Raw genomic sequence first — 25,479 nt, forward strand, 5'->3', positions numbered from 1 at the left:
ACGCTTGGGCATTTCAGGACATACGGGGACCAAGGGAAAAGCGGATGTGGTTCCTTTCCAGCAGATTTTCCCAGTAATGCCGCATCCAGTCCCAGGCGGCGTTGTTGACCTGTTCCACGAATGGATCGAGGTTCAGCTCGTAATAATCCGGTGTGCCGGCGATCTGCAGCACGGTGACGGTGATGGAATCGTCCAGTTCATTGGCGAAGGGTTCGCCGATCAACTGATGCGCCAGCAGATTGGCACGAGTCGCTTCCAGGTCGACCAGCTCGCTGGCGCGGGTAAAGCGATTGTTCTCGTGCATCTCCTCCATCAACCGGTGGCAGAGATAGGCCCTGATCAGCAGGCCATCGAGACCGTCGTATCTTACCAGTAACGCCGACGGCTGCGTGAAGTAGCGAATGGCCGCCTTGACGAAAGGCGCGAACAGCCCGGCCTTGCCGGCTTCACGGGCGCAGGCCTCTACACATTCGATCAGGCGCGGCGCCATCTCGATATACTCGACCACAAACTGGAACAGACAGGTGGCGGGTTGGTAGCCCTCAATGGTCACAGACGAGGGCAGCGCAGCAGCCTTTTCATGGAGCTGCCGGAGGAAAGCGCCTGAACGGGCCTCCTTGCGCCGTGCCTGGTCAATGATTTCGAGGACTACCTGTGGTGTCATTTCAGGAGATGCCAATGTCTGAACGAATTGAGGTCGCAAGGCGCCTCCCGTTGCAAGAAACGTTAAACAACGAGTTACCCGGCAGGAGAAGGGGGCTGGCCACCACGTCGCGCCTGCCTTTTCTGACAAGTGTAGCCGAGATTTTCCGGACTGCTTTTCTGACGCGGTGAAAATGCGCAGCTGTAATGTAAGCGAGCCCGATTCGTGTCAATCGGTCTGGAACCAGCGCCCGCTTCGGGTGTGTGACCAGCACAGCCACCCCATGCTGGCGGCCCGGGCAAGCATCAGGGCAATCAGGGCGAACCAGAGACCGTGGTTGCCCCAGTCGGTGGTGAGCCACCAGGTTGGAGCAAACACCCCCAATGCCGAGAACAACATGGTGTTCTGCATATCCCGGGTACGGGTGGCGCCGATAAACACACCGTCCAGCAGGAAGCCCCAGACGGCGGCGAACGGCAGCAGCCAGAGCCAGGGCAGGAAACGCCAGGCCGTGGTCCGGACTTCCTCGATGCCGGTCAGCAGTGATATCAGCCAGTGGCCCCCGGCCACGAACACAACGGTAAGCAGCAGTGCGCCCCAGAGCGACCAGCGCAGGGCGCTTCGGAACACCACCCGGAACCGGCGCCGGCTGCCCCGGCCAATGGCTTCGCCAATCAGTGCCTCGGCGGCATTGGCAAAGCCGTCCAGGGCATTGGAGATCAGCAGCAGGAAGGTGATCAGGACGGCGTTGGCGGCCAGAATCACATCGCCCTGGCGGGCACCCTGGGCGGTAAAGAAGGCCAGCACCAGCAACAGGATAATGGTGCGGACCATAATGTACCGGTTAACCCTGAGAATCTTCAGATAGTCGGCCAGGCTGCCGAACAGGGCCCGGGTCAGCCGCTGGCCTTCCGGCATGCGTTGCAGCACGATCAGGAAACCGAGACTGGCGGCGCCGTACTCGGCGATCACCGTGGCAATGGCCACGCCCCGGCTGTTCCAGCCCAGCACCGTTACGAACAGGACATCCAGCACGATGTTGAGCCCGTTGGCGGCGATGAGCATGAGCATGGGGCCGCGGGCGTACTGGGTGCCGATCAGCCAGCCCACCAGTGTGTACTGGCAGAGCACCGCCGGGGCGCTCCAGATGCGGATAGCCGCGTACTCGGCCGCCAGTTCCGTGACGTTTTCGCTCGGGTTCATCAGGGCAAGCCCAATCTCGATCAGCGGCCGGTGGAACAGAATCAGCAGGAGGCCGATCCCCGTGGCCAGCAGCACCGAGCGCAGCAGCAACGCCACCTGGCCAAACCGGTCCCGTTTGCCCCAGGCCTGGGCAGCCAGGCCCGTGGTACCCATCCGCATGAAACCGAAGGTCCAGTAAAGAATGCTGAACAGGTTGGCGCCCACCGCCACTGCGCCCAGGTACTCGGGACTCTCCAGGTGTCCGAGCACGGCGGTATCCACCAGTCCCAGCAGGGGGACGGTGAGGTTGGTGAGCATCAGGGGCCAGGCCAGGGCCCAGAGGCGCCGGTCGGTGGCCGGCAGGTTAAAAGTCATATTCGATACAATTATTAAAAATAACTAGTTAGATTTTTTGGATTTAGCCGATTTTTTAGTCTTTTCTTGATCTGTGTCTATACTCAGTTTCGATGTATCCGTAAGCAGGCTTCCACCCTGAACGTCCGGTGTATGCGAGCGCCGGTGGTGTCGGGGGGATGACGCAAAATCCGACAAGAATAACACTCTGTGGAGACACAGTATGCGCGTGCACGCTCAGCGGGCGGGTGCCCTCTTAGGCGGTCTGATGTTCCCCGCCTGGTCCATGGCGGACTGGACACTGAACATGACCCCGGGGGTGACCGGCACCAGTAACGAGATTTTCAGCCTTCACATGACCATTCTGTGGATCTGCGTCGTGATCGGCGTCGTGGTCTTCGGGGTCATGTTCTGGTCCATTTTTGCGCACCGGAAATCCCAGGGCGCGAAACCGGCCAACTTCCATGAGAACACGCTGGTGGAAGTCCTCTGGACCATCATACCCTTCGCCATCCTGGTTGTGATGGCCATTCCCGCCACCGCCACCCTGGTCGACATGTACGATACGACCGAATCGGACGTGGACATCAAGGTCACCGGTTATCAGTGGAAATGGCAGTACGAGTATATCAACGAGGACTTCGGTTACTTCTCCAACCTGGCCACGCCCCGTGCCCAGATCGAGAACCGTCAGGCCAAGGGGGATAACTATCTGCTCGAGGTGGACAATCCCCTGGTTATCCCCGTGGGCAAGAAGGTCCGCTTCCTGCTGACGGCAAACGACGTGATCCATTCCTGGTGGGTGCCGGATTTCGGCGTGAAGAAAGACGCCATTCCGGGCTTTATCAATGAAACCTGGACGCGGGTCGACAAACCCGGCATCTATCGTGGCCAGTGTACCGAGCTTTGTGGCAAGGACCACGGCTTCATGCCGGTTGTGGTGGAAGCAGTGCCTGAAGAGGAATACAACGCCTGGGTGGCGGAAAAGAAGGAAGCCGCCGAGCGTGAGCGCCAGCTGACCCAGAAAGACTGGACCATGGCCGAGTTGATGGAGCGTGGCGAGAAAGCCTACCAGACGGCCTGTGCGGCCTGTCACCAGGCTGACGGCAGCGGTGCCCCGCCCGCATTCCCGGCGCTCAAGGGCAGCTCGATCGCCACCGAGGATATGGCCGCGCACATCGACATTGTTGTCAACGGCAAGGCGGGCACGGCCATGCAGGCCTTCGGTAACCAGCTTAGCGAAGTGGACCTGGCCGCGGTGATTACCTACGAGCGGAACGCCTGGGGTAACAACACCGGTGAAATGGTCACGCCGAAAGAAATCTTTGATTACAAGAACCAGCAGTAATCGACGCCAGATAACAGATATCACCAGCCACAAGAAATGGCGGTAACGGGGGTTTTCATGAGTGCGGTTGCAGATACCCACGCCCAGGATCATCATCACGGCCCGGCCAAAGGCTTCAGCCGCTGGCTGCTGACCACCAACCACAAAGATATCGGGACAATGTACCTGATATTCAGTTTCGCCATGTTCCTGCTCGGGGGAACCATGGCCATGGTCATCCGGGCAGAACTGTTCCAGCCCGGGCTGCAGATTGTGCAGCCGGAATTCTTCAACCAGATGACCACCATGCACGGTTTGATCATGGTGTTTGGTGCGGTCATGCCGGCCTTCGTAGGGCTGGCCAACTGGATGCTGCCACTGATGATCGGTGCGCCGGACATGGCCCTGCCCCGGATGAACAACTGGAGCTTCTGGCTGCTGCCCTGCGCTTTCCTGATTCTGGTATCCACCCTGTTCATGGAAGGCGGCGCGCCCAACTTCGGCTGGACCTTCTATGCGCCGCTGTCGACCACCTACGGGCCGCCGAGCACGACGTTCTTCATCTTCGCGGTGCACATCATGGGGATCTCGTCGATCATGGGCGCCATCAACGTGATCGCCACCATCCTGAACCTGCGGGCGCCGGGCATGACCCTGATGAAAATGCCGCTGTTCGTCTGGACCTGGCTGATCACTGCGTTCCTGCTCATTGCGGTGATGCCGGTACTGGCCGGTGTGGTCACCATGATGCTGATGGACATCAACTTCGGTACCAGTTTCTTTGACGCCTCCGGCGGCGGTGATCCGGTGCTGTTCCAGCACGTGTTCTGGTTCTTCGGGCATCCCGAGGTGTACATCATGATCCTGCCTGCATTCGGGGCGGTGTCTCATATCATCCCGGCGTTCTCCCGCAAGCCGCTGTTTGGCTATGCCTCCATGGTGTACGCGGTGGGCGCCATCGCCCTGCTGTCGTTCGTGGTCTGGGCACACCACATGTTCACCGTCGGCATTCCCATCGTGGGTCAGCTGTTCTTCATGTACGCCACCATGCTGATTGCCGTGCCCACCGGGGTGAAGGTATTCAACTGGGTGGCCACCATGTTCCGGGGCTCCCTGAGTTTCGAGGCGCCCATGTTGTTCGCGGTGGCGTTTGTCATCCTGTTCACCATTGGCGGTTTCTCGGGCCTGATGCTGGCCATTGCCCCGGCAGACTTCCAGTACCACGACACCTACTTCGTGGTGGCCCATTTCCACTACGTGCTGGTGCCGGGCGCGATCTTCGGGATCTTTGCCTCCGCCTACTTCTGGCTGCCCAAGTGGACCGGGCACATGTACGACGAGACCCTGGCCAAGACCCACTTCTGGCTGTCGTTCATCGGCATGAACCTGGCGTTCTTCCCGATGCACTTCCTGGGCCTGGCGGGTATGCCACGTCGGATTCCGGATTACGCGCTTCAGTTTGCCGACTTCAACATGGTGTCGAGCATTGGTGCCTTCATGTTCGGCGCCACCCAGCTGCTGTTCCTGCTGATCGTGGTCAAGTGCATCCGGGGTGGCAAGAAAGCACCCGCCAAGCCCTGGGACGGCGCGGAAGGTCTGGAGTGGACGGTGCCGTCACCGGCTCCATACCACACCTTTGCCACGCCCCCGGAAGTGAAGTAAGCAGAGGGCCGCGCCATGGCAGACCGGCAAGTACAGTCTGGCCGCAGCAACACCCGGGTGGTGGGCTGGTGTCTGGCGGGAGTCGTTGGCATGTTTGCCTTCGGATTTGCCATGGTGCCACTGTATGACGTGTTCTGCGAGATCACAGGCATCAACGGCAAGACCGCCGGGCGTTACGAGGTGACGGAGGTGGCCGAGGCTGACCAGAGCCGCACGGTGACGGTGCAGTTTCTCGCCTCCAACGGCCCTGGCATGAGCTGGACTTTCCGGCCGGTGGTTCGTTCTGTGGAGGTGCACCCGGGCGAACCCACCACGGTGAACTTCTATGCCGAGAATCCGACCACCGAGGCCATGGTCGGTCAGGCGGTTCCGAGCCTGTCGCCTTCCGAAGGCACGCTGTACTTTCACAAGACCGAGTGTTTCTGCTTCAACCAGCAGCCTCTGGGCGCCGGAGAGAGCACCGAAATGCCGCTGATCTTCATTGTCGACAAGGACCTGCCGGCTCACATTACCAAGCTCACGCTGTCGTACACGCTGTACGACCAGGGCAAGCAGCCGGCGGTAACAACGAATTCCCGGAAAGCCACAACAACAACCGATAACGGATAAGCCATTGGAGACTGTCATGGCGGAAAACCAGACCTATTACGTTCCGGAACAGAGTAAATGGCCCATCATTGCCACCGTTGGCCTGGGCGTCACCCTCTACGGGGTGGCTGCGATCATGGTCAACGGCAAGCAGGGGGAGAGTACCACCGGCGCCTGGATCATGTTCTTCATTGGTGCGCTGATCATGGCGTACATGCTGTTTGGCTGGTTCGGGAACGTCATTGAGGAAAGTCGCAAGGGATTGTACAGCCCGCAGATGGATCGCTCCTTCCGCTGGGGCATGAGCTGGTTCATTTTCTCCGAGGTCATGTTCTTCGCGGCCTTCTTTGGCGCCCTGTTCTACGTGCGGGTGTTTGCGGTGCCCTGGCTGGGCGGCGAGGGTGATCGGGGAACCTCCAACATGCTCTGGGAGGGCTTCCAGTCCTCGTGGCCGTTGGTCAACAACCCCAATCCCGAGCTTTATCCCGGACCCAAGGAAGTTATCGGACCCTGGGGGCTGCCGCTGATCAACACCATCCTGCTGGTGACCTCGTCGTTCACCGTGACAGTCGCCCACCATGCCCTGAAGGCCGGCAACCGGGCGAAAACCAAGTTGTGGCTGACACTGACCATCGCGCTGGCTCTGGTGTTTGTCTTTGTGCAGGGCTACGAGTACATGCACGCCTATCAGGATCTCGATCTGACGCTGCAGTCCGGGATTTACGGCAGCACCTTCTTCATGCTGACCGGGTTCCACGGTGCCCACGTGATCCTGGGTTCGCTGATGCTGTTCATTATGCTGATGCGGCTGAACAAGGGTCACTTCACCGCCGATAACCACTTCGGATTCGAGGCGGCGGCCTGGTACTGGCACTTTGTGGACGTGGTCTGGCTTGGCCTGTTCGTGTTCGTCTACATTCTTTGAGCGAGGGTGATCAGGGTGTCGGATTGAGCGTCAGGGCACCCTGCCATAACGCAATCAGAATCACTGCCAGGAGAACTATGCTGAGGGTGACCCTTAACGCCAGGGAATTGAGAACCCGGTTGGTTTTACCGCCATCCCTGATCAGAAAGAACAGACCACTGAAAAGGCTCACCAGAACGGCCAGCAGCAGAATTACGATTACGGCCTTAAGCATGGGACTTCCTGTTGTTGGTTTTGCGAATGTACGATCCGGTAACGGCTGCGGACTCGCTGAGGTCACTATAGCAGAGCATGGGTGATTCGCAGCGCACTGCCCGCCGGTGGCATCTCGATTGGCGGTTGCTTGTCTTCAGCGGCGTGTTCCTGCCAGTGCTCCTGAGTCTTGGTGTTTGGCAGCTGAATCGGGCGGAAGAGAAGCAGACCCTGCTGGACCGTTGGCAGCAGGAGGCCGAAACGTTGCCCTGGCCGCAGATGGCTGAACAGGGTTTGACCCCCGGCCGCCCGGTGACACTGACGGGGCGATACGGTGACCGAACCTGGTTGCTGGATAACCGTACCCGGGATGGCGTGCCGGGCTACGAGGTACTTACCGGGTTTTATCCGCTGGAGGGCCCGCCGGTGATCGTCAACCGGGGCTGGGTCCCGGCGCCCCGTACCCGGGACCGGCTGCCAGAGGTGGACGCGCCGGACGGCGTCTACAGTTTGCAGGGGCGCGTTGGTGAGTACCCGGTGCCCCCAGTGCTGGCTGAGCCGGCCGAGCCGGTCGACCGATGGCCAAGACGAGTCCAGAGTCTCCCGGAGGCAACCGCACGAGCGGAAATTCCGGGCCTGCCGGGCGGCATTCTGCGCCTGTCAGGGCAGCGTCAGCCGGGCGCCTTCCGGGCAGACTGGGAGCCGGACATGATGGGGCCGCAAACCCATTACGGCTATGCCACCCAATGGTTTGCGCTGGCCGTGGCTCTGACTATATTGACAGTAGTGGCGAGTTACCGAAGAAGCGAGTTACCGAAAGACAGGAGCCAATAATGACAATGACAATGGCTGACCGGATGTCCAACGAGGAACACAGCGAAGGCCCTACCCCGGAACAGGTGCGGCGTGGCCGCCGGACGGCGTTTCTGCTGTTCGCACTGGGCTTCGGCCCGATGATCGTGGCCACCATCATGTTTTACACCGGCTGGCTGAACCCTGCGGGCCACACCAACAATGGCGAGCTGATTCAGCCCCCGGTACCCGTTGCCCAACTGAATCTTGAAACCACCACCGGCGAGCCGCTGGCCGAACGCTTCGGCCCGGAGCATCCGGATGCCCAGTGGTTGATGCTGGTATCCGCCGGCGCCTGCGGCAGCAGCTGTGAAGAACTGCTCTACCTTGCCCGCCAGGTCAACATCGCCCTTGGCAAGAACGCCAATCGCGTCGGCCGCGCGGCGACGCTGGGCAGCATTCCCGCGGATCTGCAGGCCCGTTGGCCAGACGAATACAGCTCCATGGAACGCCTGGTGCCGGCCTCGGGCAGTGCACCCGCCTGGCCAGAGGGTATCAATCCTGCAGAGACGCCCCGGATTCTGCTGGTGGACCCCTTCGGTAACGTGATGATGCATTACGGGCCGGAGCATACGGGCAAGGAGATGCTTGAAGATCTCAAGCACCTGCTCAAACTGTCTCAGATCGGGTAATCGTTGGCGCGGAGTGTCAGTCTTGAATCAACCCTTGTTTGCTTCATCCGGCCGAGCTGCCCCGTCCCCGGCTCAGCCTGACGCGGCCAGGATCATGGCCAGATGGGCGACGTTGGCAGTGCTGCTGGCGGTCGTCGTCATCATGCTCGGTGCCTGGACCCGGCTGGTGCACGCCGGCCTCGGTTGCCCGGACTGGCCCGGCTGCTACGGTTTCCTGACCGTGCCCCAGAGTGACACCCATATCGCCATCGCCAACGCCCGCTTCCCGGACACCCCGGTGGACGTTGAGAAGGGCTGGCCGGAAATGATCCATCGTTACGCCGCCGGCACACTAGGCCTGGTGGTGTTCGGACTGGCGGCCTACGCCGTGCGACACCGGCGTGAAGGCGTACCGGTGAAACTGCCGCTGTTCATTGCCGGTTTCATTGTCCTGCAAGGGGCCTTTGGCATGTGGACGGTCACTCTGAAACTCTGGCCCCAGGTCGTAGCCATGCACCTGCTTGGTGGCTTCACCACCCTCAGCCTGCTGACCCTGCTCACCCTGCGTTTACGCCGCCGGGCCCGGGCCGGCACCGGTGCCGAACCGCCGGCTGCCACGCCACTCACTGGCTTTCGGCCATGGCTCTATGGTGGTCTGCTGCTGGTGATCCTGCAGATTGCGCTCGGCGCCTGGACGGCAGCCAACTATGCCGCCGTCGCCTGCACCGACCTGCCCACCTGCCAGGGCCAATGGTGGCCGGAGGGCATGGATTTCCGCCATGGTTTTGATGTCACCCAGCACGTGGGCCCGAACTATCTGGGTGGCCAGCTGACGGCGGATGGCCGGGTGGCGATTCACGTAACCCACCGGATAGGCGCCATGGTGGTGCTGGTGTACTGGGCCACGTTGCTGGCACTGATGTGGCGCCGGCGCGGTGATTCCGGTCTCGGTTCGGCCATCGGCCTGGTGGCGGTGGTCCTCGTTGCCCAGATCGTGCTTGGCCTGGCCAACGTGATCTTCCATATTCCCCTGTCCATCGCGGTTGCCCACAACGCGATGGGAGCGGGGCTGCTTCTGGCCATCATTCATCTTGTCTGGCGCCACCAGCTGCTGCCCCACACCAGGAATGCCACTGCACCAAATACCACAACTATGAACCAGGAGGTCCCGGCATGAGCGAGCAAGTGGAAGTACTGCCGACCCAGGCGATTGCGAGCGATTCCCGAACAGCCATTTCCTGGCGTGATTATCTGGAGCTGACCAAGCCCCGGGTGGTTGCGTTGATGATTCTTACCTCGGTGATCGGCATGTTGCTGGCGGCCCCCGGGGTGCCGGGCTGGGGTGTTCTGGTGTGGGGCAATCTGGGCATTGCCCTGCTGGCCGGTGCCGCGGCCGTGGTCAATCACGTGGTAGACCAGAAGATCGATACGGTTATGGCCCGCACCCGAAAGCGCCCGGTTGCCACGGGCAAGATTGCGCCGGTGGATGCCATTGTCTTCGCAACCCTGCTGGCCTGCGTGGGCATGGCGGTCCTCATGTGGCAGGTGAACCATCTGACCGCCTGGCTTACCCTGGCCTCTCTGGTGGGCTACGCCGGCGTCTACACCCTGTTCCTGAAACGGGCCACGCCCCAGAACATCACCATCGGTGGTCTTGCGGGGGCCATGCCGCCGCTGCTCGGCTGGACCGCGGTGACTGGCCAGGTAGAGGGCCACGCGCTGCTGCTGGTGTTGATCATCTTCGCCTGGACGCCCCCCCATTTCTGGGCCCTGGCCATCCATCGCAAGGAAGAGTACGCCAAGGCCGGTATTCCCATGCTGCCGGTCACCCATGGCAACAAGTTCACCGAGCTGCATATCCTGCTCTATACCCTGATGCTGCTGGCCGTCAGTCTGCTGCCGTTTGTTACCGGCATGTCCGGCGGTATCTACCTGGTGGGCGCCCTGGCCCTGGGGCTGCGCTTCCTGCAGTACGCGGTGCGTCTGCTGAAGGGCGACGACCGGCGGGTGGCCCTGAATACCTTCAAGTATTCCATCACTTATCTCATGGCCCTGTTTGTGGTATTGCTGGTGGATCATTTTATATTTTTCTGAACCTACGACTCTGGCTGAGCGGCCGGGGAGGGCAATCCGAAACCGTGCGGAGCCATGGATGGCGGAGCCGAGCGTACATGGATGTATTCACAGCGTGTTTCGGATTGCCCTCCCCGGCCGCGTCCCCAGGGATGAATCGGACCTTACATGAAAACCTCCAGCTCTATTCGCCTTACGCTGTTCTGCCTTTTATTAGTTGTTGTTCTGATCTTCGGGCTGGTGGTCGGCCGGCAGGTTTTTCTGGTGGGCAACCAGGAGCCGATTCCGGCACCGGACCTGCGGGATTTCAATACCTATGTGTATGACGACCCCAGGCCACTCACCGAATTCACCCTGACCAACGAAGCCGGCGAGACCGTCACAAGGGAGAGTCTGAAGGGCCGCTGGACCTTTGCCTTCGTGGGTTATACCAACTGCCCGGATATCTGCCCGGCGGCCATGGCCAACCTGCGCCAGACCGACCAGTTGCTGTCCAGCGAATTGCCCCAGCCGGAGTACCTCCTGGTCAGTGCCGACCCGGAGCACGATACCCCGGAAAAGCTTGACGCCTACACCGGTTTCTTCGGCGAGCATTTCCATGGACTGACCGGCGACCTGGATACCCTCCGGGCCCTCGCCAAGAGCCTGAGTGCCGTGTTCGTTCATCGGGAAGTGAACGGGGAACTGATGGTAGACCACAGTGGCCATTTTGCGCTGCTGAACCCGGATGGCGAGCTTGCCGCGGTGATGCAGCCGCCTCATAATCCGCACAACCTGGCCGAGGCCTTCAAGCGGATCTACCAGTGGGCGAAGGCCAATCGTGACCGGGTGAGCTCCTGACGCTGTCGCAACCCGGAATCTGATGCTTCCCATTGATGCCATTCTCCCGGAACTGAAAGCCGTTCTGGAACAGACTCAGACCGCCCTTCTGCAGGCGCCACCTGGCGCCGGCAAAACCACCCGTGTGCCCCTCGCCCTGCTCGACGCGCCCTGGCGCGGAAGTGGAAAAATCCTGATGCTGGAACCCCGCCGGCTGGCGGCACGCTCTGCGGCCCGGTACATGGCCGCCCAGCTTGGTGAACAACCCGGCCAAACTGTGGGTTACCGCACCCGCCTGGACACCCGGGTGTCCGCTACCACCCGCATCGAGGTGGTAACCGAGGGCATCCTGACCCGGCTGATCCAGACCGATCCGATGCTGGAAGACTACGCCGCAGTTATCTTTGACGAGTTTCACGAACGCTCTCTCCAGGCCGATCTGGGTCTCGCCCTGGTGCGGGAATCCCAGCAGGCGCTGCGAGAGGATCTCCGTTTGCTGGTGATGTCCGCGACGCTGGACGCCGGGCCCATCGCCCGGGTGCTGGGGGATGTTCCGGTAATTACCAGCGAGGGTCGGGCGTTCCCGGTAGAGGTCTGTTATCGGCCGCTGCCGCGCAACGCCAGGCTGGAGGATCAGGTGGTATCGGTGATTCAGGAGGCGCTGCGTGACCAGGAAGGTTCCCTGCTGGTGTTCCTGCCCGGTGCCGGTGAAATCCGCCGGGTCGAACAGCAGTTGCGAGGCGCGCTGGGCGACCGGGTGCTGGTCGCGCCGCTCTACGGCAACCTGAGAACAGAACAACAGGACCAGGCCATAACCCCGGCACCGGAGGGCCGGCGCAAGGTGGTCCTGGCCACCGCCATTGCCGAAACCAGTCTCACCATTGAGGGGATCCGGGTGGTGATTGACGCTGGCCAGCAGCGGCGGGCGGTGTTCGACCCCAACAGCGGCATGACCCGGTTGGTGACCGGTCGGCTGTCGAAAGCCTCGGCCGAACAGCGCAAGGGTCGGGCCGGTCGGGTCGAGCCTGGCGTGTGCTACCGCCTGTGGAGCGAATCGGAACAGTACGGGCTGGCCGACTACACGCCCCCGGAAATCCTGGAGGCGGATCTGGCGCCACTGGTGCTGGAGCTGGCCCAGTGGGGCGCCCGGGATCCCGCCGACCTGGCCTGGATTGACCCGCCACCACTGGCCCACTGGCGCCAGGCGGTGGCGTTACTGCAATGGCTTGACATGCTGGATGCGGACGGCGCAATTACCGCCCACGGCAAAGCCGCCAGGAACCTTGGCAGCCACCCCCGCCTGGCGCACATGGTACTGACCGGACGCGCGCTCGGGCTGGGCGGCCCGGCGGCCGCCCTGGCCGCGCTTCTGGAAGATCGTGATCTGCTGGGCCCGGGTGCCGGGGCAGATATGCACGAGCGGATCCGGGTGTTCTACGGGGAGCGACGGGACGGCACGGTGGATGCGGCGCGCATCAAGGCGGTTCGCAAGGCTGCAGCAAGGCTTGGTGAGTCGCCATCGGCGGGCGACCTGGCGCCCCCGGAAATGGAGGTTGGCCGGCTGCTGGCCCTGGCCTACCCCGACCGGGTTGCCCGGCGTCGTCCCGGCAACGCGCCGAGATACCAGCTCAGTAACGGCAGAGGTGCTGCCTTGCGCGCCGATGACCCACTGGCCCGGCACGACTGGCTGGTAGCGCCCGAGCTGGATGGCCGGGCCAGGGAGGCCACCATCTATCTGGCGGCGCCGGTGGAGATGCCGGTGCTGGAGCAGGATCTTGCCGGCCACATCCGGGAAACCGAGGAGGCGATCTGGGACGACGACAAGGGCACGGTGATTGCCCGACGGGTGCGGAAACTCGGCGAACTTGTCCTGGCCGAAAAGCGGCTGACCAATGTCGCCCCGGAGCTGGTGCAACGTGGATTGATGGCGGCCGTGCGGAAAAAGGGCCTGGCTAGTCTGCCCTGGAACGAGGAGAGCCGCCAGTGGCGGGCCCGTGTTCGGTTGCTTGCTGCTATCTTCCCGGAGGAAGGCTGGCCCGATACCAGCGACGATACGCTGCTGGCAACTCTGGAACAGTGGCTGGGGCCTTTTCTCTCCGGTATGAACCGCTGGTCCGATCTGGCTGGCCTGGACCTGATGACCGCCCTGAACAGCCTGCTCGAGTACCCCGATCAGCAACGGCTGCCGTCCCTGGCGCCCACCCACCTTACCATTCCCACCGGCCAGCGGGTGCGCCTGGACTACACTGCTGAAAACGGCCCGGTATTGGCGGCCAAGCTCCAGGCCCTGTTTGGCTGGACAGAGACCCCCACCGTGGCCGCTGGCCGGGTTCCGGTGGTGCTGCACCTGCTGTCGCCGGCCCAGCGCCCGCTGGCGGTCACCGCCGATCTGGCCAGTTTCTGGCGCAACGTCTATCCCGAGGTACGCAAGGACATGCGCGGCCGATACCCGAAGCACCCCTGGCCCGAGGATCCGTTCACGGCCGAGGCCCAACAGGGCACGAAGAAACGCCCTGCTCGCTGATTCGGCGGCTCACAAGGCCTCGTGGTATTAGCTCGAAATAGACGTTGCGGGTTGTTATCCAGCGCCCTGAAGGCGCCCGGAGTTCATCCCCTGGCATCTCCTCGAGAATCACACTTGCCGGATCGGCGTCGCTGTTCCGGAAACTGTCGGCCAGCACCCAGAAGGGCGTGCCCGAGGCCCGGGCTGCCAGGGCCAGCAGGTGGGTGCCACTTTTATTGATGAGCCAGCCGTCGGCAAACCAGGTGTCGCATCCGGTGACCACCACATCCGCCTGCCCAACAAACAGGGCCATCTGGGCATCGGTAATCAGGGTGACCGGCACTGACAACCCGTTCAGGGCGCTGGCCAGGGTATGGCCCTCGAAACCGGGACTGCTCTGGGTACAGATCACGCTGAACGGCTTCTTGTCTTTGGCCAGGCTCCGGAACAGGGCCAGAACCGCGGAACTGGCGCTGTGGGTCATGATCACCGGCGTGTCCGGCAGCTCTTGTAGGGCGTGGCGGGCCATGGCCCCGGTGGCATCTCTCAGCTGGGCCCGGATGTCGATTATGGCCTCACGCACGGCGTCTGGCTCTGCTGATCCTCGTTGTTTGATCCTGGCCAGGGCATTGCCAATCACGATCATGCTGGGGCGGGCTCGTTGCAGCTCCGACAGGAGTGTCCGAAGGGTTCCAGTATCCGGCTGCTCACGGTCCAGATAGGCCAACACCTGATCGAGCGTTTTTCGCGCCAGTTCGGTGGCGCCTGATTGAAGGTCTTCCCGCAGTTCCGCGACGATGGACTGTGCCCGCGTATCGAGTTGCTGCATATCGCCATTACTCTCCCGGGTTTTGGTTTGGTGCCTGATTCAAGCGTAGCCCGGATTCAAGCATGACACCCCGGGTTTGTGCTTATGCCCGCAGGGTACAAATAGCGCTTGCCAGTATCCCGGTCCTGTATAAAATACGCGCAATTTCACTCCCGAGTGCGCGCTACCCATGCACCTTGTTTCCTTCGATATCTTCCGGACCCTGGGCTTTCCCAACACCACGGTGCTCAAGCCGGACCAGTTTCTGCGCCACAAGGAACTCCTGCGGGAGGCCGACTGGGTGCTTTTCCCTGAGTACTGGCAGCTCAACGCCCTGGTGCACGGGCTGAAATGCCGGGTGTTCCCGAGCGTCGCCAGTTATCGCATTGGCCATGACAAGGTCGAGATGACCCGGGCATTCCAGACGGTGGCGCCGGAGCACACCCCCTGGACGCTGATCGAAGCCAACGGCCCGGTGGAGCGGGAGATGATCTGGGACACCCTGCCGCATCCGTTTGTGGCCAAACTGCCACGGGCCAGCATGGGCGAAGGCGTGTGGCTGATTGAAACCCGCGAGGACTGGCGCCGATACTGCGAGCGTACCGACGTACTCTACGCCCAGGAATACCTGCCGCTGGATCGCGACGCGCGCATTGTCGTGGTGGGTGACCGCGTGGTGACGGCCTACTGGCGCATGCAGGCCGATCAGGGCTTCTACAACAATGTGGCCCGTGGCGGTCGCATCGACACCAGTCCAGTGCCTGCTGTGATGACGGAACTGGCACTGCGCCTTGCCCGGGAGCTGGACGTCGACCACGCCGGTTTCGATATTGCCCTGGTGGAGGGCTATCCCTACGTGCTGGAATTCAACCGTCTGTTTGGTAACCAGGGGCTGGGTCAGGGGTCTGACCTCCAGGACGCCATCCTTGGTTATCTTCGGGCGAAAACCGCGCCCGAGGACCCGGACGGGCCAGTGGAGCCAACCCCGCTCTGGCCGGTGGCAGTCTGACCAATTATCGTCTAGTTTTTCCATAGCTGCCGGCCAATCTTCGGGCGGGACCTTATGGGTAGATATGCTCATAGGCGGTCCCCGATAAATGCCCGATGATCGCGCCAACTCACGGGTGCCGCAGCGCTGCTGGGGCACCTCTTTTTTTGTCCGTATACCCTGTGGAGGGCCACACCACCCATGACCGAAGCCGCCAACGCCAACATTGCCGACTACTACGATGCCGAGACGTTCAAGCGCATCAAGGACTTTGCCGACGGCAAGGAAACCCCGTTCGTTGTCATCGATACCGGCACCATTGACCGTCAGTACGAGGAACTGGTGGAGGGTTTTCCCTACGCCAAGGTTTACTATGCGGTAAAAGCCAACCCGGCGCCGCAGATCCTGACCATGTTGCGTGACAAGGGCGCCTGCTTCGATATTGCCTCGGTATACGAGCTGGACAAGGTGATGTCCCTGGGTGTGACCGGTGATCGGATCAGCTACGGCAACACCATCAAGAAGGCGCGGGACATTCGCACTTTCTACGAGAAGGGTGTGCGTCTGTTCGCCACCGATTCGGAAGCGGACCTGCGCAACATTGCCAAGGCGGCTCCGGGTTCAAAGGTGTACGTGCGCATCCTAACGGAAGGCACCCTGACCGCCGACTGGCCGCTTTCCCGGAAGTTCGGCTGCCAGACCGACATGGCCATGGACCTGCTGATCCTGGCCCGTGATCTGGGCCTGGAGCCCTACGGCGTGTCTTTCCACGTGGGCTCCCAGCAGCGCGAAATCGGTGCCTGGGATGCGGCTCTGAACAAGGTGAAGGTCATTTTCGAGCGTCTGAAGGAAGAAGACGGTATCGAGCTGAAGATGATCAACATGGGTGGTGGCTTCCCGGCCAACTACATTACCCGCACCAATGAGCTCAAGGTATACGCCGAGGAGATTGCCCGCTTCCTGCACGAGGATTTTGGCGCCGATCTGCCGGAGATCATCATTGAGCCGGGCCGGTCGCTGATTTCCAACGCCGGCGTTCTGGTGAGCGAGGTGGTGCTGATTTCCCGGAAATCCCGCACCGCGCTGCACCGCTGGGTGTTCACCGATGTGGGCAAGTTTTCCGGCCTGATCGAGACCCTGGATGAAGCCATCAAGTTCCCGATCTGGACCGAGAAGGTGGGCGAAGGCGAGGACTGCGTGATTGCCGGGCCGACCTGTGACAGTGCCGACATCATGTACGAGCATCACAAGTACCCGCTGCCGCTGAACCTGGCCATCGGGGACCGGATGTACTGGCTGTCTACCGGGGCTTATACCACGACTTACAGTGCCATCGAGTTTAACGGGTTTCCTCCGTTGAAGGATTACTATATCTGACCTTGGGTTAGCTCGGAGTCTGGCCGCGAGGCGGGGTGCCTTTTCCTCTGGGAAAAACAACTCGCTTCGCTCAGACATCTTTTTCCCGGCGGAAAAGGCACCCCGCCCCACGGCCGTTCGGGCCTGGTTCGTGGAGTCTTCGGGGAAGAGTGTTTTGCATCTATAAAAAGGATCAGCTTTCGAGCTGGTCCTTTTTTCGTTTCAGGTCGAGGGTGAAGGCCAGGGGAAGGACCAGGGCGCTGTAGGCAATAATCGTGAGGATGGCGTGTCTGGCGTCGCCGGTTGCGTCGGCAATGAGGCCGCCGAGCATGGGCACCGAGAAGGCCAGGGTGTAACCCACCAGGAAGGTGCCGGCAGACAGGCGGCCGGTCTCTCCCTTTCTTGCCACCAGGGGTGGCAGCGCCACCAGCAGAATGAGCAGGACCCCGGCGGTGAGGCTCATCAATGTGGCGCTGGCGATCGACCACCAGCCGGTCAGGGTGATCGCGCCCAGGGTGCCAGCGATGCTGAGGCTGGCGGTCACGATGATGACCGAGCGGCGTCCCACCCAGCTGCGGGCCATTTTGAGCATGATCAGCGAGGCAAACACCTGGGCGATGTTGTACCAGAACAGGGCATCGGCGAGTTTGTCGAATTGGCCCTGCTGTTCCAGCAGGTTGCCCATGTAGGCGTTGAGGCCGAAGAACATGGAACCCGACAAGCCAAGGAGCAGGCCAATCCTGAGGGTCAGGGGGTTGCGCCAGTCCGGCAGCCAGGCGCCGGGGCCTGCCGGCTTTTCAAGGTCGCGCCTGGGCAGGTAGAGGGCGGCGGCCACCAGCAGGGCCGGCAGCGACCAGGCCAGAAGCGTGGCGCGCCAGCTGTTGTCCAGCAGCGGCATGAGCACTGGCAGGGTTATACCGGCGCCGATGAATTCCCCCATGAGCATGCCGTTCATGTAGATGGCCGTGCCAAGGGCCAGGTGATGGGGTTCGAGCCACCGGGGTAGCAGGGCCGGCAGTGCCGGTTGCATCATCGCCACACCCAGGCCCATCACGGAGCTGGCCAGCATGAGGGTGAGCGTGTCCGGGACCAGGCCCCGGCCGGCGGAGCCGATCACCATGACCACCATGGCCAGGGCCAGGGTGTTTCGAGGACCGATGCGGGCAATGGCGAGGGAGCCGGGCATGGATCCTATCGCCAGCATCAGGATCGGAAGCGTTGTCAGGGCGCCAGTCAGGGCCTGGCTGAGCGCCAGTTCCTCACCGATGAAGGGGGCCAGGGGTGGGGCCACCAGAACCGGGATGCGCAGATACATACCGGCCAGCCAAAGCAGTACCGCCACCGGCAGCAGGCGGGCTGGCGGTGGCGGTACAGGTGCGGCTGATGGATCAGCGACGCTCAGAACAATCAGTCCCCGCTGGTGTCGGGCAGGTAGGCGCCGTCCTCGTCGTGCACTTCACGGCCGGTCACCGGCGGATTGAAGGCGCAGATCAGGCGCATGTCTTCGGTGCCACCATACAACGTATGCTGGTCATGCTTGTCGAGTGCATACAGGGTGCCGTCGGTGATCTCGTGAGTCTCGCCAGTGGCCTTGTCGAGGATCTTGCCATTGCCGGCCACGCAGTACACGGCCTCGAGGTGGTGCTTGTACCAGAGGTTGAGTTCGGCACCGGCAGGAATGATGGTCTCATGGAAGGAAAAGCCCATGCCGTCCTTCTTCAGGAGCATGCGGCGGCTGGTCCAGCCCGGGCCGTGCACTTCGCGTTCGGTACCGATGATGTCTTGCACTCGTACGATTTTCATTCGCATTCCCCATTTTGTGATGGAACAGCCTTTTAGTATAAACATCCCTTTCAGGTGCGGTTCAACCGCCAATCGTCGTAGGCGGCCATGGCCTGTTCCAGGGCGGCCACCAGCTTTTCACGCTGGCGGTCATCCAATGGTCGTTGTTTCCGGCCCTTCTCGAGGGCTTTCTGAATCTCCTGTCGACTGGTCCGGTCGAGGCGCTCCAGCCAGTGATGGTCGGCCGGCTCCAGCTCCAGAAGGTCGCGCCCGGCGTGGTTGCGCTGGCTGATGTGCCACCAGTGATCCACGGCGCGCCCTAATACAACATAGCCGAACTGGGTGTCCTGTACAGGTCCGAAGGTGGCGGTTTTCAAGCCGTCCCGGAGTACCCCGATGTTGAGAGCCGGCAGCGCCAGCCGGTCGCCGTAGAAGTAGCTGCCGGCGGCGCCGATCAACCCGCCAATCAGGGCGCCGGTACCCAGGGAGGAGCCGAAGGTGATGGCATCGATGCCCGCGCCGCCAACCGCGCCTGCGCCGAACCCCGCCGTGGCCAGGTAGCGGCGGCTGACGGCCCAGGTTTTGCGGCTGTCCTCGGAAAACAGATCATGCTCGCTGTGCCACTCCAGCTCGGCTTCCTGCCGGCGGATTTGCTGGTGCTGATACAAGTGCTCGATGTCCAGCCGGAGCGTCTGTTCCCGTTTGCGCTGGTGTCGATACCACCGGTCGCGCAGCTGATCGGCGAGGGCATCATCGCTGATTCCGGCGACCTGGCCGGCGGTCAGGGTGCGCTTTTCCTGGAGCGACATCATGTCTTCCAGGGCTCCGGAAATCAGGCGGGCAGCCTGCTGGCGTCGTTGCTTGCGCTGTTCGGAAAGATGGTGCGTGGCCTGCTCCAGGCGCATTTCCCAGTCCGGCTCCAGTTGGCCGAACGCCCTCAAAAGACCGAGATGTTGCTCGAACGGGGCGCGAACGGCGTCGAACCGGCGCACAACCTGAAAGAACTGTCCCAGCGCCGCCTGCCAGCTGTCGCTGAAATCGTCGGTGCCGATGCTGTTGATCAGCGCCAGGCTCGGCCGACCGGTCCAGCGCAGGATGGTCATTTCCGCCTCGTGTTCGGGACTGTAGGGAACCGAGCCGTCCACCACGTAAATGATGCCCGCGCCCTCGATCAGCGGCGTCAGCAGCTCGCATTCGTCGGTGAATCGGCCGTCGCCCTTATGTTGAGTAACGAACGCCCGGACGGTATCGGCATGGTCGGATGCGGAGACGCTGTGGGCCTCAAGCCACTCCAGTACCCGGCGCGGACGCTGGAAGCCGGGCGTGTCCACCAGTGTGTACAGAATCTGGCCGTCGACTTTCAGGGGGTAGGCCTGGCGCCTGCGGGTGGTGCCTGGCTCCAGGGCGATGGCGATGGCGTCGTTCTGAGACAGGGTGGCTACCACGCTGGATTTGCCCTTGTTGGGGTGCCCCACCACGGCGAAAACCGGTGTCTTACTCATAGCGCCCGATCCTTGCCGGCATAGGGTGACGGTTCGGACATAGGGGGCAGGGAAACCCGCAGGAAGTCGCCACCGATCTTTTCGGCAAACCGCAACCACGGCTGAATCTGATGGGGGGCCGGCTCACGGTGAGCGTCTGCGGCCAGAGGTACCAGGGCAACCGAGGTGCCGTCTGGCCAGATCCGCCGGGCGCTTTCCAGAAGGTCCTCCAGTTCGCCGGTGGGTGGTTCCCAGCTTCGAACCAGCAGAATGATCGCATCGGCACGGCCGTTCAGTTGGGCTTCGATGGCACGCAGGGCTTCTTCGTCCCCGGCCAGGCTTGACCGACCGCCGGCCCGCACCACGAGGCCCTTGCCGGCACGGAGGGCGTCGGGCAGTTCCGGCTCGCCGGCACCGGCCCAGCACAGCAGGACATCACTGTCTGGCAGCGGCAACAGGTTACTGCGGGTGCGGGTATCCGGCAGGTCGTGGGCATCGTTGTGGGCATTGCCGGTTTCAAGGGTGGCGGTTTCCATGCGGTAACGCAGCGCGTGCATCGCCGGGTGGCTGGTCAGCAAGTCCCGGGCCCGGCGCTGGAGCTGACGACTCATCAGCAGCCAGAGCAGTAACCGGGGCAACACCACCCAGGCGCTCCAGAGCATGGTGACAAATGGCCACCACTGCCCCCAGAGCCCCGGCTGGATGCCATTGCCCTCGCCGGCGCGGAAGAACCGGGTGGCTTCCACCAGGGCCAGGTCTGGCACCGCCGCTGGCCACAGCCAGGCCCACGGGGCTGCAATGGCCCGGATCAGCCGGTGATAGCCGGTGGCGGCGGTATCCAGGGTGGTGCTCCAGCCAAAGGCCAGGTCCTGTATGACCACGAGGGTAAGCAGGGTCGCCAGCCCGGTCAGGGCGAAACAGAGGCCGCCCAGGTGTGCAGCCCGGGCCATCAGTAGCGGTTGCAGCTGCCGGAAGGCGCCCTCGCCGGCGGTCTTTCCAACACGCCGAAGCAGGCGGCGCCAGGGCTGCCAGCCGGCCATGGCCTGCACCGTGGTCGCCAGTGCCAGTGCCAGATGCAGCAGGACAAAGGCCAGCAGCACGGTGATATTGATGCGTTGGCCGCCCTCGTAGAACAGCAACCCGGACATGGTGAGGATACCGGTAATGGCGCCGGCCGCGGCGAAACCGCCGGTGATCCGGCGCCAGGAAGACAGGGTTTGTTCGGCGGGAGTTGGCGCTGCTTCCGGCCCGCTCAGCCGCTGCAGATGCGACAGCCAGCGGGCGGCATCGGGAACCACCCCCTGTTCGCGGCACAGCAGCGCGAATTTCCGGTCCCGGCGATGCAGGAAGGCCGGCGGCTGAGATCGGTCCCGCTGGGCCTGATGGTCAAAGTCCAGCAGCAGCCGGAGGGGGCGTTCGGTCATTCAATGGTCCGGGTGTCGAATTCGGTCAATTCGTCTTCGATGCTAGGATATAGTGGCATCCGATACCAGACCAAGAGCGCCCATGCCCCACCACCTGATGAACCTGCGTCACGTACCCGACGATGAGGCCGATGAAATCCGGGCCCTGTTCGACGCCCATGACGTGGCCTATTACGAAACGCCACCAAGCCGCTGGGGGATCAGCATGGGTGGCTTCTGGGTACACGATGACGCCGAGGCTGCCCGGGCCCGGGCCCTGCTGGATGACTATCAGCGTCAGCGGTTCGAGCGTCAGCGCCAGGCCTACGAACAGCGGCTGGCCGGAGGCGAGTCCGTTGGTGTCTGGTCGATGCTGCGCCGGCGTCCGGTGCGCACGCTCGCCGCCTGCATCGGTATCCTGGTGATCATGGGGTTGAGTCTGCTGCCGTTTGTGCGGATCGGTTAACCACGTGCCGTTAGCGCTGTTGTTGGCGGGTGAGGAACCCGATGGCTTCGTCCACGGCATTGCCGGCAGTGAGGAAGCTGGTGATGTGGCCGCGCAGGTGCATCTCGTACAGCTCGCTGTACACCCCGTGGCGCTGGAGCTCCGCACGGAAACGCTGTGCCTGGCTGAACGGCACCAGTGCGTCCATGGCGCCGTGGAACAGGAAGAAGGGCGGTGACTGGTCGGTAACGTGGGCGATGGGCGAGGCCTTGCGATAGGTTTCCGGCATGTCCCGCTGTTCTCCCCCCAGGAACTGCCGGATCAGCTTGCCCGAGCCAAAGGCCGGGAGGTCGGAGGGTAGTCCCCCGGCAACAACCGCATCCAGCCTGGTCCCGGGACCACCGTAGGGCTGGTTGAGCTCGCTGTCAGAACTGGCAACCACACCCAACAGGGCGACCAGATGGGCGCCGGACGAGAATCCAAAACCGCTGACCTGTGCGTGGTCCAGCTGATACTGGTCGGCGTTGCGATTCAGCCACTGCCGGGCAATCTGCAGGTCGTGGAGCTGGGCCGGAAAGGTGTGGGTCGGCGCGAAGCGGTAGTCGATGTTCAGCACTGCGAAGCCATGGCTGGCCACATCCTCGGCGATCCACGTCATATCTTCCCGGGACCGGCGCCGCCAGCCGCCGCCATGCACCATCAACACCACCGGCCGGGCGCTATCGTCGGCAACGCCCTCGGGCAGATAAAGATCGGCGTAAAGGGCTTCCGGCCAGTCCGGCGGCGTATACCTCAGGCCCTGTTCCACCCGGAACGGACGCTCGGCGGGCGCTGCCGTCGCAGAAGGCCCGTTGTGGTGAGTGGCGCAGCCGGTGGTGGCCAGCACTATCACCAGCAGCCCCAAAGTCACGGCCTTACCCGCGGCCGGCGGAAAGCGGATCACCGCATCAACCTCCTCGTTCTGGATGTCCCCGTTTTGTTCCTTACTTCTACGGACATTCGGCGCGCCCGGATGCCCTGCTACCAAGGGTTCGGGCGACAGTTGTCCGGATTTCCTGACAGTGTCCGAGATTCCGGATGGCAGGTCATTGGGCTCTGCCAGCAGGCGCTGCGGGCAGCCGAGTGAGGCTGTGGGTGTCCGGAATTCCGGATTGTTCGGCCATTGCGCCGCAGAAAATTTCAGAAAATCGCGCTAAAACAGTGATGTGGAGCATTGGCACAGGATGCGCATGGCATAGGGCCGGGCCTGTTTGAGGTCTGGCCCGTTCGTTTACAACAACAAACAAGGAACGATCATGAAACGAATACTGCTCTGCGCCTTTGTTGGCGCTGCCGGTTTGACCCTCAGTGCCTGCAAACAACCGTTCAACGACCTCCCCGAGTTCGTTCGGGGCGATGTCCAGCACACCCGCTACGATGGTGTGACCGATGACCTGCTGACCGCCGGGCTTGGTGCCAGCGGTCTTGCCAGTACCCCCGCACCCGCGTTCGTGAACCCGCTCAACCCGGAACCCGCCGAGCTGCGTCGCCTGGCCATCTACAACAACTACCGAGCGCTGGTGGATACGGTCCCGGGCGGTGGCTTTGGCACCTTCTTCGGGCCGCAGGTAGGTGTTGGCGGCGAAGGCCTGATTCCCGGCGATGAGTACATCGCCTTCATGTCGGTTCCGGGCACCGAGGTGCCGGTGACGGTCATGGCCCAGGTGCCCGATAGCTTCGATCCTGAACAACCGTGCATGGTCACGGCACCCTCGTCCGGCTCCCGTGGCATCTACGGGGCCATCGGCACGGCCGGTGAATGGGGCCTGAAGAAAGGCTGTGCCGTGGTCTACACCGACAAGGGCACCGGTACCGGCGCCCATAACCTGGCAACCAACACGGCTCAGCGCATCGATGGCACCCTGACCGATGCGGCAGAACCCGTGCAGTTCCGGGCCGATCTGAGCGAGGAGGAGCGGGCTTCTTTCAATGCGGCCTGGCCCGATCGCTTTGCCTGGAAGCACGCCCACTCGAAAGTCAACCCGGAAGCCGACTGGGGCCGACACGTGCTGCAGTCCATCGAGTTTGGTTTCTACGTGCTTAACGAAAAATTCGGCAAAGAGCTGGGTAATGGCGCCACGCTACGGACCATCCACCCCAAAAACACGGTGGTCATCGCCTCCAGTGTTTCCAACGGGGGCGGCTCCTCGGTTCGGGCTGCCGAGCTGGACACCGAAGGCCTGATCGACGGGGTGGCGGTGTCGGAGCCGAACGTCAACCCGGAGGTGGATCGCAGCTTCACCATTCGCCAGGGCAGTGGGCCGGTGATCACCGAACACAGCCGGAGCCTGCTGGATTACACCACGGCACTGGCGGTCTATCAGGGCTGCGCCAACCTGGCGCCGGCGGTTCGCGATACGGCGCCCCTGAACGCTGTGTTCAACTCGCCGGCGGTCGGTGAAAACATCTGTAATTCCCTGGCCAATAAGGGACTGATCGGCGGGGCTACCCTGGAAGACCGGGCCACAGACGCCCTGCGCATCCTGAACGAGGAGATTGGCATCCAGCCGGAGCAGAACCTGCTGGCGCCGGTGCATTTCGGCCTGGCGGTGGCCCAGAGCATCTCCATGACCTACGCCAATGCTTATGGCCGGGCCGGGGTTGAGGACCGGGTGTGTGCGCTGAGCCTCGGGGCCACCGGTGCCGCCGGCGCGATAACCCAGCTGGCGCCGGCCGCCGAGGCCGCGCTCTTTGCCACCAGCAATGGCATACCGCCCACCGGGGGCGTGAGCATTGTCTACGACAACGCCGATGGCCAGCCCACCAACCTGGCAGCCAGCGCCTCCCCGAGCAGCAACCAGCCGGATTACGGCCTGGATGCGTTGCTGTGTCTGCGCAGCCTGGCACTGGGCCGCAACGCGGAAACCGGTGCGCCCCTGGATGGCGCGCAGGACGAACTGGCGACCGCCATCGCCGGCGGTATCTCGCAGGTCCGGGCCACAGGGGATCTGCAGGGCAAGCCGACCGTGTTTGTGACCGGTCGGGCCGATGCCATCCTGCCCATCAACCACACGTCCCGGCCTTATGTCGGGCTGAACCAGCGCATGGAAGGCAAGAAGAGCAATCTGCGTTACTACGAGATCCTCAATGCCCATCACCTCGATGTGTTGAACGGCTTCCCCGGCATTGCTGACCGCTACGTGCCTTTGCACCACTACTATTTCCAGGCCCTGGATCTGGTCTGGGCAAGGCTCACCGACAAGCAGCCGTTGCCGCCCAGCCAGGTCGTACGCACGGTGCCCAGGGGCACGATCGCTACGCCGCTGACCGAGGCCAACCTGCCGGCCATCGCGCCCGAGCCGGCTGATGGCGACCGGATTGTCTTCGTGGATGACCAGCTGCGGATACCCGAGTAGTCCGACTGCTGAGCCGCCCGGCCACATGCCGGGCGGAGTTTGTTTGCCCCGGCTTCGGGGCCCTCATATACTTCCGTGATTGCACCCGGC

The 25,479-nt window shown here is 62.7% G+C and carries 23 protein-coding genes; 14 read left to right on the top strand and 9 right to left on the bottom strand.

What is annotated here, in order from left to right; translation table 11 throughout:
* Window positions 1-13 precede the first annotated feature (13 nt).
* Both BM344_RS10590 and BM344_RS10595 read right to left on the bottom strand, forming a co-directional pair.
* Window positions 14-664 (bottom strand): hypothetical protein, encoded by a 651-nt coding sequence (locus tag BM344_RS10590; RefSeq protein WP_091989392.1) that lies wholly within the window; start codon window positions 662-664, stop codon window positions 14-16.
* Window positions 665-871: 207 nt separating this feature from the next.
* Window positions 872-2,200 carry an MATE family efflux transporter gene (locus BM344_RS10595; RefSeq protein ID WP_091989395.1) on the bottom strand — a complete coding sequence of 443 codons (1,329 nt, stop codon included), beginning with the start codon at window positions 2,198-2,200 and terminating at the stop codon, window positions 872-874.
* 202 nt (window positions 2,201-2,402) lie between these two features.
* On the opposite strand from BM344_RS10595, the gene coxB reads away from it, so the two are divergent.
* The 4 genes from coxB to BM344_RS10615 are packed head-to-tail and all read left to right on the top strand — an operon-like array spanning window position 2,403 to window position 6,681.
* On the top strand, window positions 2,403-3,527 hold the full coding sequence (gene coxB / locus BM344_RS10600; RefSeq protein WP_091989398.1) for a cytochrome c oxidase subunit II: 1,125 nt from the start codon (window positions 2,403-2,405) through the stop codon (window positions 3,525-3,527).
* 57 nt (window positions 3,528-3,584) lie between these two features.
* Window positions 3,585-5,168, top strand: coding sequence for a cytochrome c oxidase subunit I (ctaD, locus tag BM344_RS10605; RefSeq protein ID WP_091991005.1), 1,584 nt, complete (start codon window positions 3,585-3,587; stop codon window positions 5,166-5,168).
* Window positions 5,169-5,183: 15 nt separating this feature from the next.
* Window positions 5,184-5,777 carry a cytochrome c oxidase assembly protein gene (locus BM344_RS10610; RefSeq protein WP_091989401.1) on the top strand — a complete coding sequence of 198 codons (594 nt, stop codon included), beginning with the start codon at window positions 5,184-5,186 and terminating at the stop codon, window positions 5,775-5,777.
* 16 nt (window positions 5,778-5,793) lie between these two features.
* The gene (locus BM344_RS10615) at window positions 5,794-6,681 is read left to right on the top strand and encodes a cytochrome c oxidase subunit 3 (RefSeq protein WP_091989404.1); all 888 of its coding nucleotides are present in this window, start codon (window positions 5,794-5,796) and stop codon (window positions 6,679-6,681) included.
* Between the two features lie 10 nt (window positions 6,682-6,691).
* Here the strand turns inward: BM344_RS10615 and BM344_RS10620 are convergent, their stop codons facing one another.
* Window positions 6,692-6,895, bottom strand: a complete 204-nt coding sequence (locus tag BM344_RS10620) for a twin transmembrane helix small protein (protein ID WP_091989407.1) — start codon at window positions 6,893-6,895, stop codon at window positions 6,692-6,694.
* A gap of 77 nt (window positions 6,896-6,972) precedes the next feature.
* Here BM344_RS10620 and BM344_RS10625 point away from each other — a divergent pair, with 77 nt between their 5' ends.
* From BM344_RS10625 to hrpB, 6 genes are all read left to right on the top strand, one after another.
* Window positions 6,973-7,707, top strand: coding sequence for an SURF1 family protein (locus BM344_RS10625; protein ID WP_208603392.1), 735 nt, complete (start codon window positions 6,973-6,975; stop codon window positions 7,705-7,707).
* Window positions 7,707-8,357 carry a hypothetical protein gene (locus BM344_RS10630; protein WP_228143592.1) on the top strand — a complete coding sequence of 217 codons (651 nt, stop codon included), beginning with the start codon at window positions 7,707-7,709 and terminating at the stop codon, window positions 8,355-8,357. Before BM344_RS10625 ends, BM344_RS10630 begins: the two co-directional genes overlap by 1 nt.
* Before the next feature lie 94 nt (window positions 8,358-8,451).
* Window positions 8,452-9,513 carry a COX15/CtaA family protein gene (locus BM344_RS10635; RefSeq protein WP_091989412.1) on the top strand — a complete coding sequence of 354 codons (1,062 nt, stop codon included), beginning with the start codon at window positions 8,452-8,454 and terminating at the stop codon, window positions 9,511-9,513.
* Window positions 9,510-10,430, top strand: coding sequence for a heme o synthase (gene cyoE, locus BM344_RS10640; protein WP_091989415.1), 921 nt, complete (start codon window positions 9,510-9,512; stop codon window positions 10,428-10,430). Before BM344_RS10635 ends, cyoE begins: the two co-directional genes overlap by 4 nt.
* 147 nt (window positions 10,431-10,577) lie before the next feature.
* On the top strand, window positions 10,578-11,249 hold the full coding sequence (locus BM344_RS10645) for an SCO family protein (protein WP_091989417.1): 672 nt from the start codon (window positions 10,578-10,580) through the stop codon (window positions 11,247-11,249).
* Between the two features lie 22 nt (window positions 11,250-11,271).
* Window positions 11,272-13,752, top strand: a complete 2,481-nt coding sequence (hrpB, locus tag BM344_RS10650) for an ATP-dependent helicase HrpB (protein WP_091989420.1) — start codon at window positions 11,272-11,274, stop codon at window positions 13,750-13,752.
* On the opposite strand, the gene BM344_RS10655 is transcribed toward hrpB, so the two are convergent.
* On the bottom strand, window positions 13,706-14,560 hold the full coding sequence (locus BM344_RS10655) for a translation initiation factor eIF-2B (protein ID WP_091989422.1): 855 nt from the start codon (window positions 14,558-14,560) through the stop codon (window positions 13,706-13,708). The two genes, hrpB and BM344_RS10655, sit on opposite strands and share 47 nt — an antisense overlap.
* A 169-nt stretch (window positions 14,561-14,729) precedes the next feature.
* Here BM344_RS10655 and BM344_RS10660 point away from each other — a divergent pair, with 169 nt between their 5' ends.
* Together BM344_RS10660 and BM344_RS10665 are read left to right on the top strand one after the other, a co-directional pair.
* The gene (locus BM344_RS10660; protein ID WP_091989425.1) at window positions 14,730-15,548 is read left to right on the top strand and encodes an ATP-grasp domain-containing protein; all 819 of its coding nucleotides are present in this window, start codon (window positions 14,730-14,732) and stop codon (window positions 15,546-15,548) included.
* A gap of 180 nt (window positions 15,549-15,728) precedes the next feature.
* Window positions 15,729-16,904 (top strand): type III PLP-dependent enzyme, encoded by a 1,176-nt coding sequence (locus BM344_RS10665; RefSeq protein ID WP_091989428.1) that lies wholly within the window; start codon window positions 15,729-15,731, stop codon window positions 16,902-16,904.
* 172 nt (window positions 16,905-17,076) lie between these two features.
* On the opposite strand, the gene BM344_RS10670 is transcribed toward BM344_RS10665, so the two are convergent.
* The 4 genes from BM344_RS10670 to BM344_RS10685 form a co-directional block, all read right to left on the bottom strand.
* On the bottom strand, window positions 17,077-18,198 hold the full coding sequence (locus tag BM344_RS10670) for an MFS transporter (protein ID WP_167363231.1): 1,122 nt from the start codon (window positions 18,196-18,198) through the stop codon (window positions 17,077-17,079).
* 92 nt (window positions 18,199-18,290) lie between these two features.
* Window positions 18,291-18,686 carry an ectoine synthase gene (locus BM344_RS10675; protein WP_091989434.1) on the bottom strand — a complete coding sequence of 132 codons (396 nt, stop codon included), beginning with the start codon at window positions 18,684-18,686 and terminating at the stop codon, window positions 18,291-18,293.
* Window positions 18,687-18,736: 50 nt separating this feature from the next.
* Entirely contained in the window at window positions 18,737-20,167 is a 1,431-nt protein-coding gene (locus BM344_RS10680; protein ID WP_091989436.1) for a GTPase/DUF3482 domain-containing protein, read from the bottom strand.
* A complete protein-coding gene (locus BM344_RS10685; protein ID WP_091989439.1) occupies window positions 20,164-21,570 on the bottom strand; it encodes a DUF2868 domain-containing protein in 1,407 nt (468 codons plus the stop codon). Before BM344_RS10685 ends, BM344_RS10680 begins: the two co-directional genes overlap by 4 nt.
* An 82-nt stretch (window positions 21,571-21,652) precedes the next feature.
* Between BM344_RS10685 and BM344_RS10690 the strand changes: the two genes are divergently transcribed.
* Window positions 21,653-22,015, top strand: a complete 363-nt coding sequence (locus BM344_RS10690) for a DUF6164 family protein (RefSeq protein WP_091989440.1) — start codon at window positions 21,653-21,655, stop codon at window positions 22,013-22,015.
* A gap of 10 nt (window positions 22,016-22,025) precedes the next feature.
* On the opposite strand, the gene BM344_RS10695 is transcribed toward BM344_RS10690, so the two are convergent.
* On the bottom strand, window positions 22,026-22,937 hold the full coding sequence (locus BM344_RS10695) for an alpha/beta hydrolase (RefSeq protein WP_228143593.1): 912 nt from the start codon (window positions 22,935-22,937) through the stop codon (window positions 22,026-22,028).
* A 352-nt stretch (window positions 22,938-23,289) separates the two neighbouring features.
* On the opposite strand from BM344_RS10695, the gene BM344_RS10700 reads away from it, so the two are divergent.
* A complete protein-coding gene (locus BM344_RS10700) occupies window positions 23,290-25,389 on the top strand; it encodes a 3-hydroxybutyrate oligomer hydrolase family protein (RefSeq protein WP_091989442.1) in 2,100 nt (699 codons plus the stop codon).
* Window positions 25,390-25,479 lie beyond the last annotated feature (90 nt).

This window comes from Marinobacter gudaonensis (genome assembly GCF_900115175.1).
Lineage (GTDB): Bacteria > Pseudomonadota > Gammaproteobacteria > Pseudomonadales > Oleiphilaceae > Marinobacter > Marinobacter gudaonensis.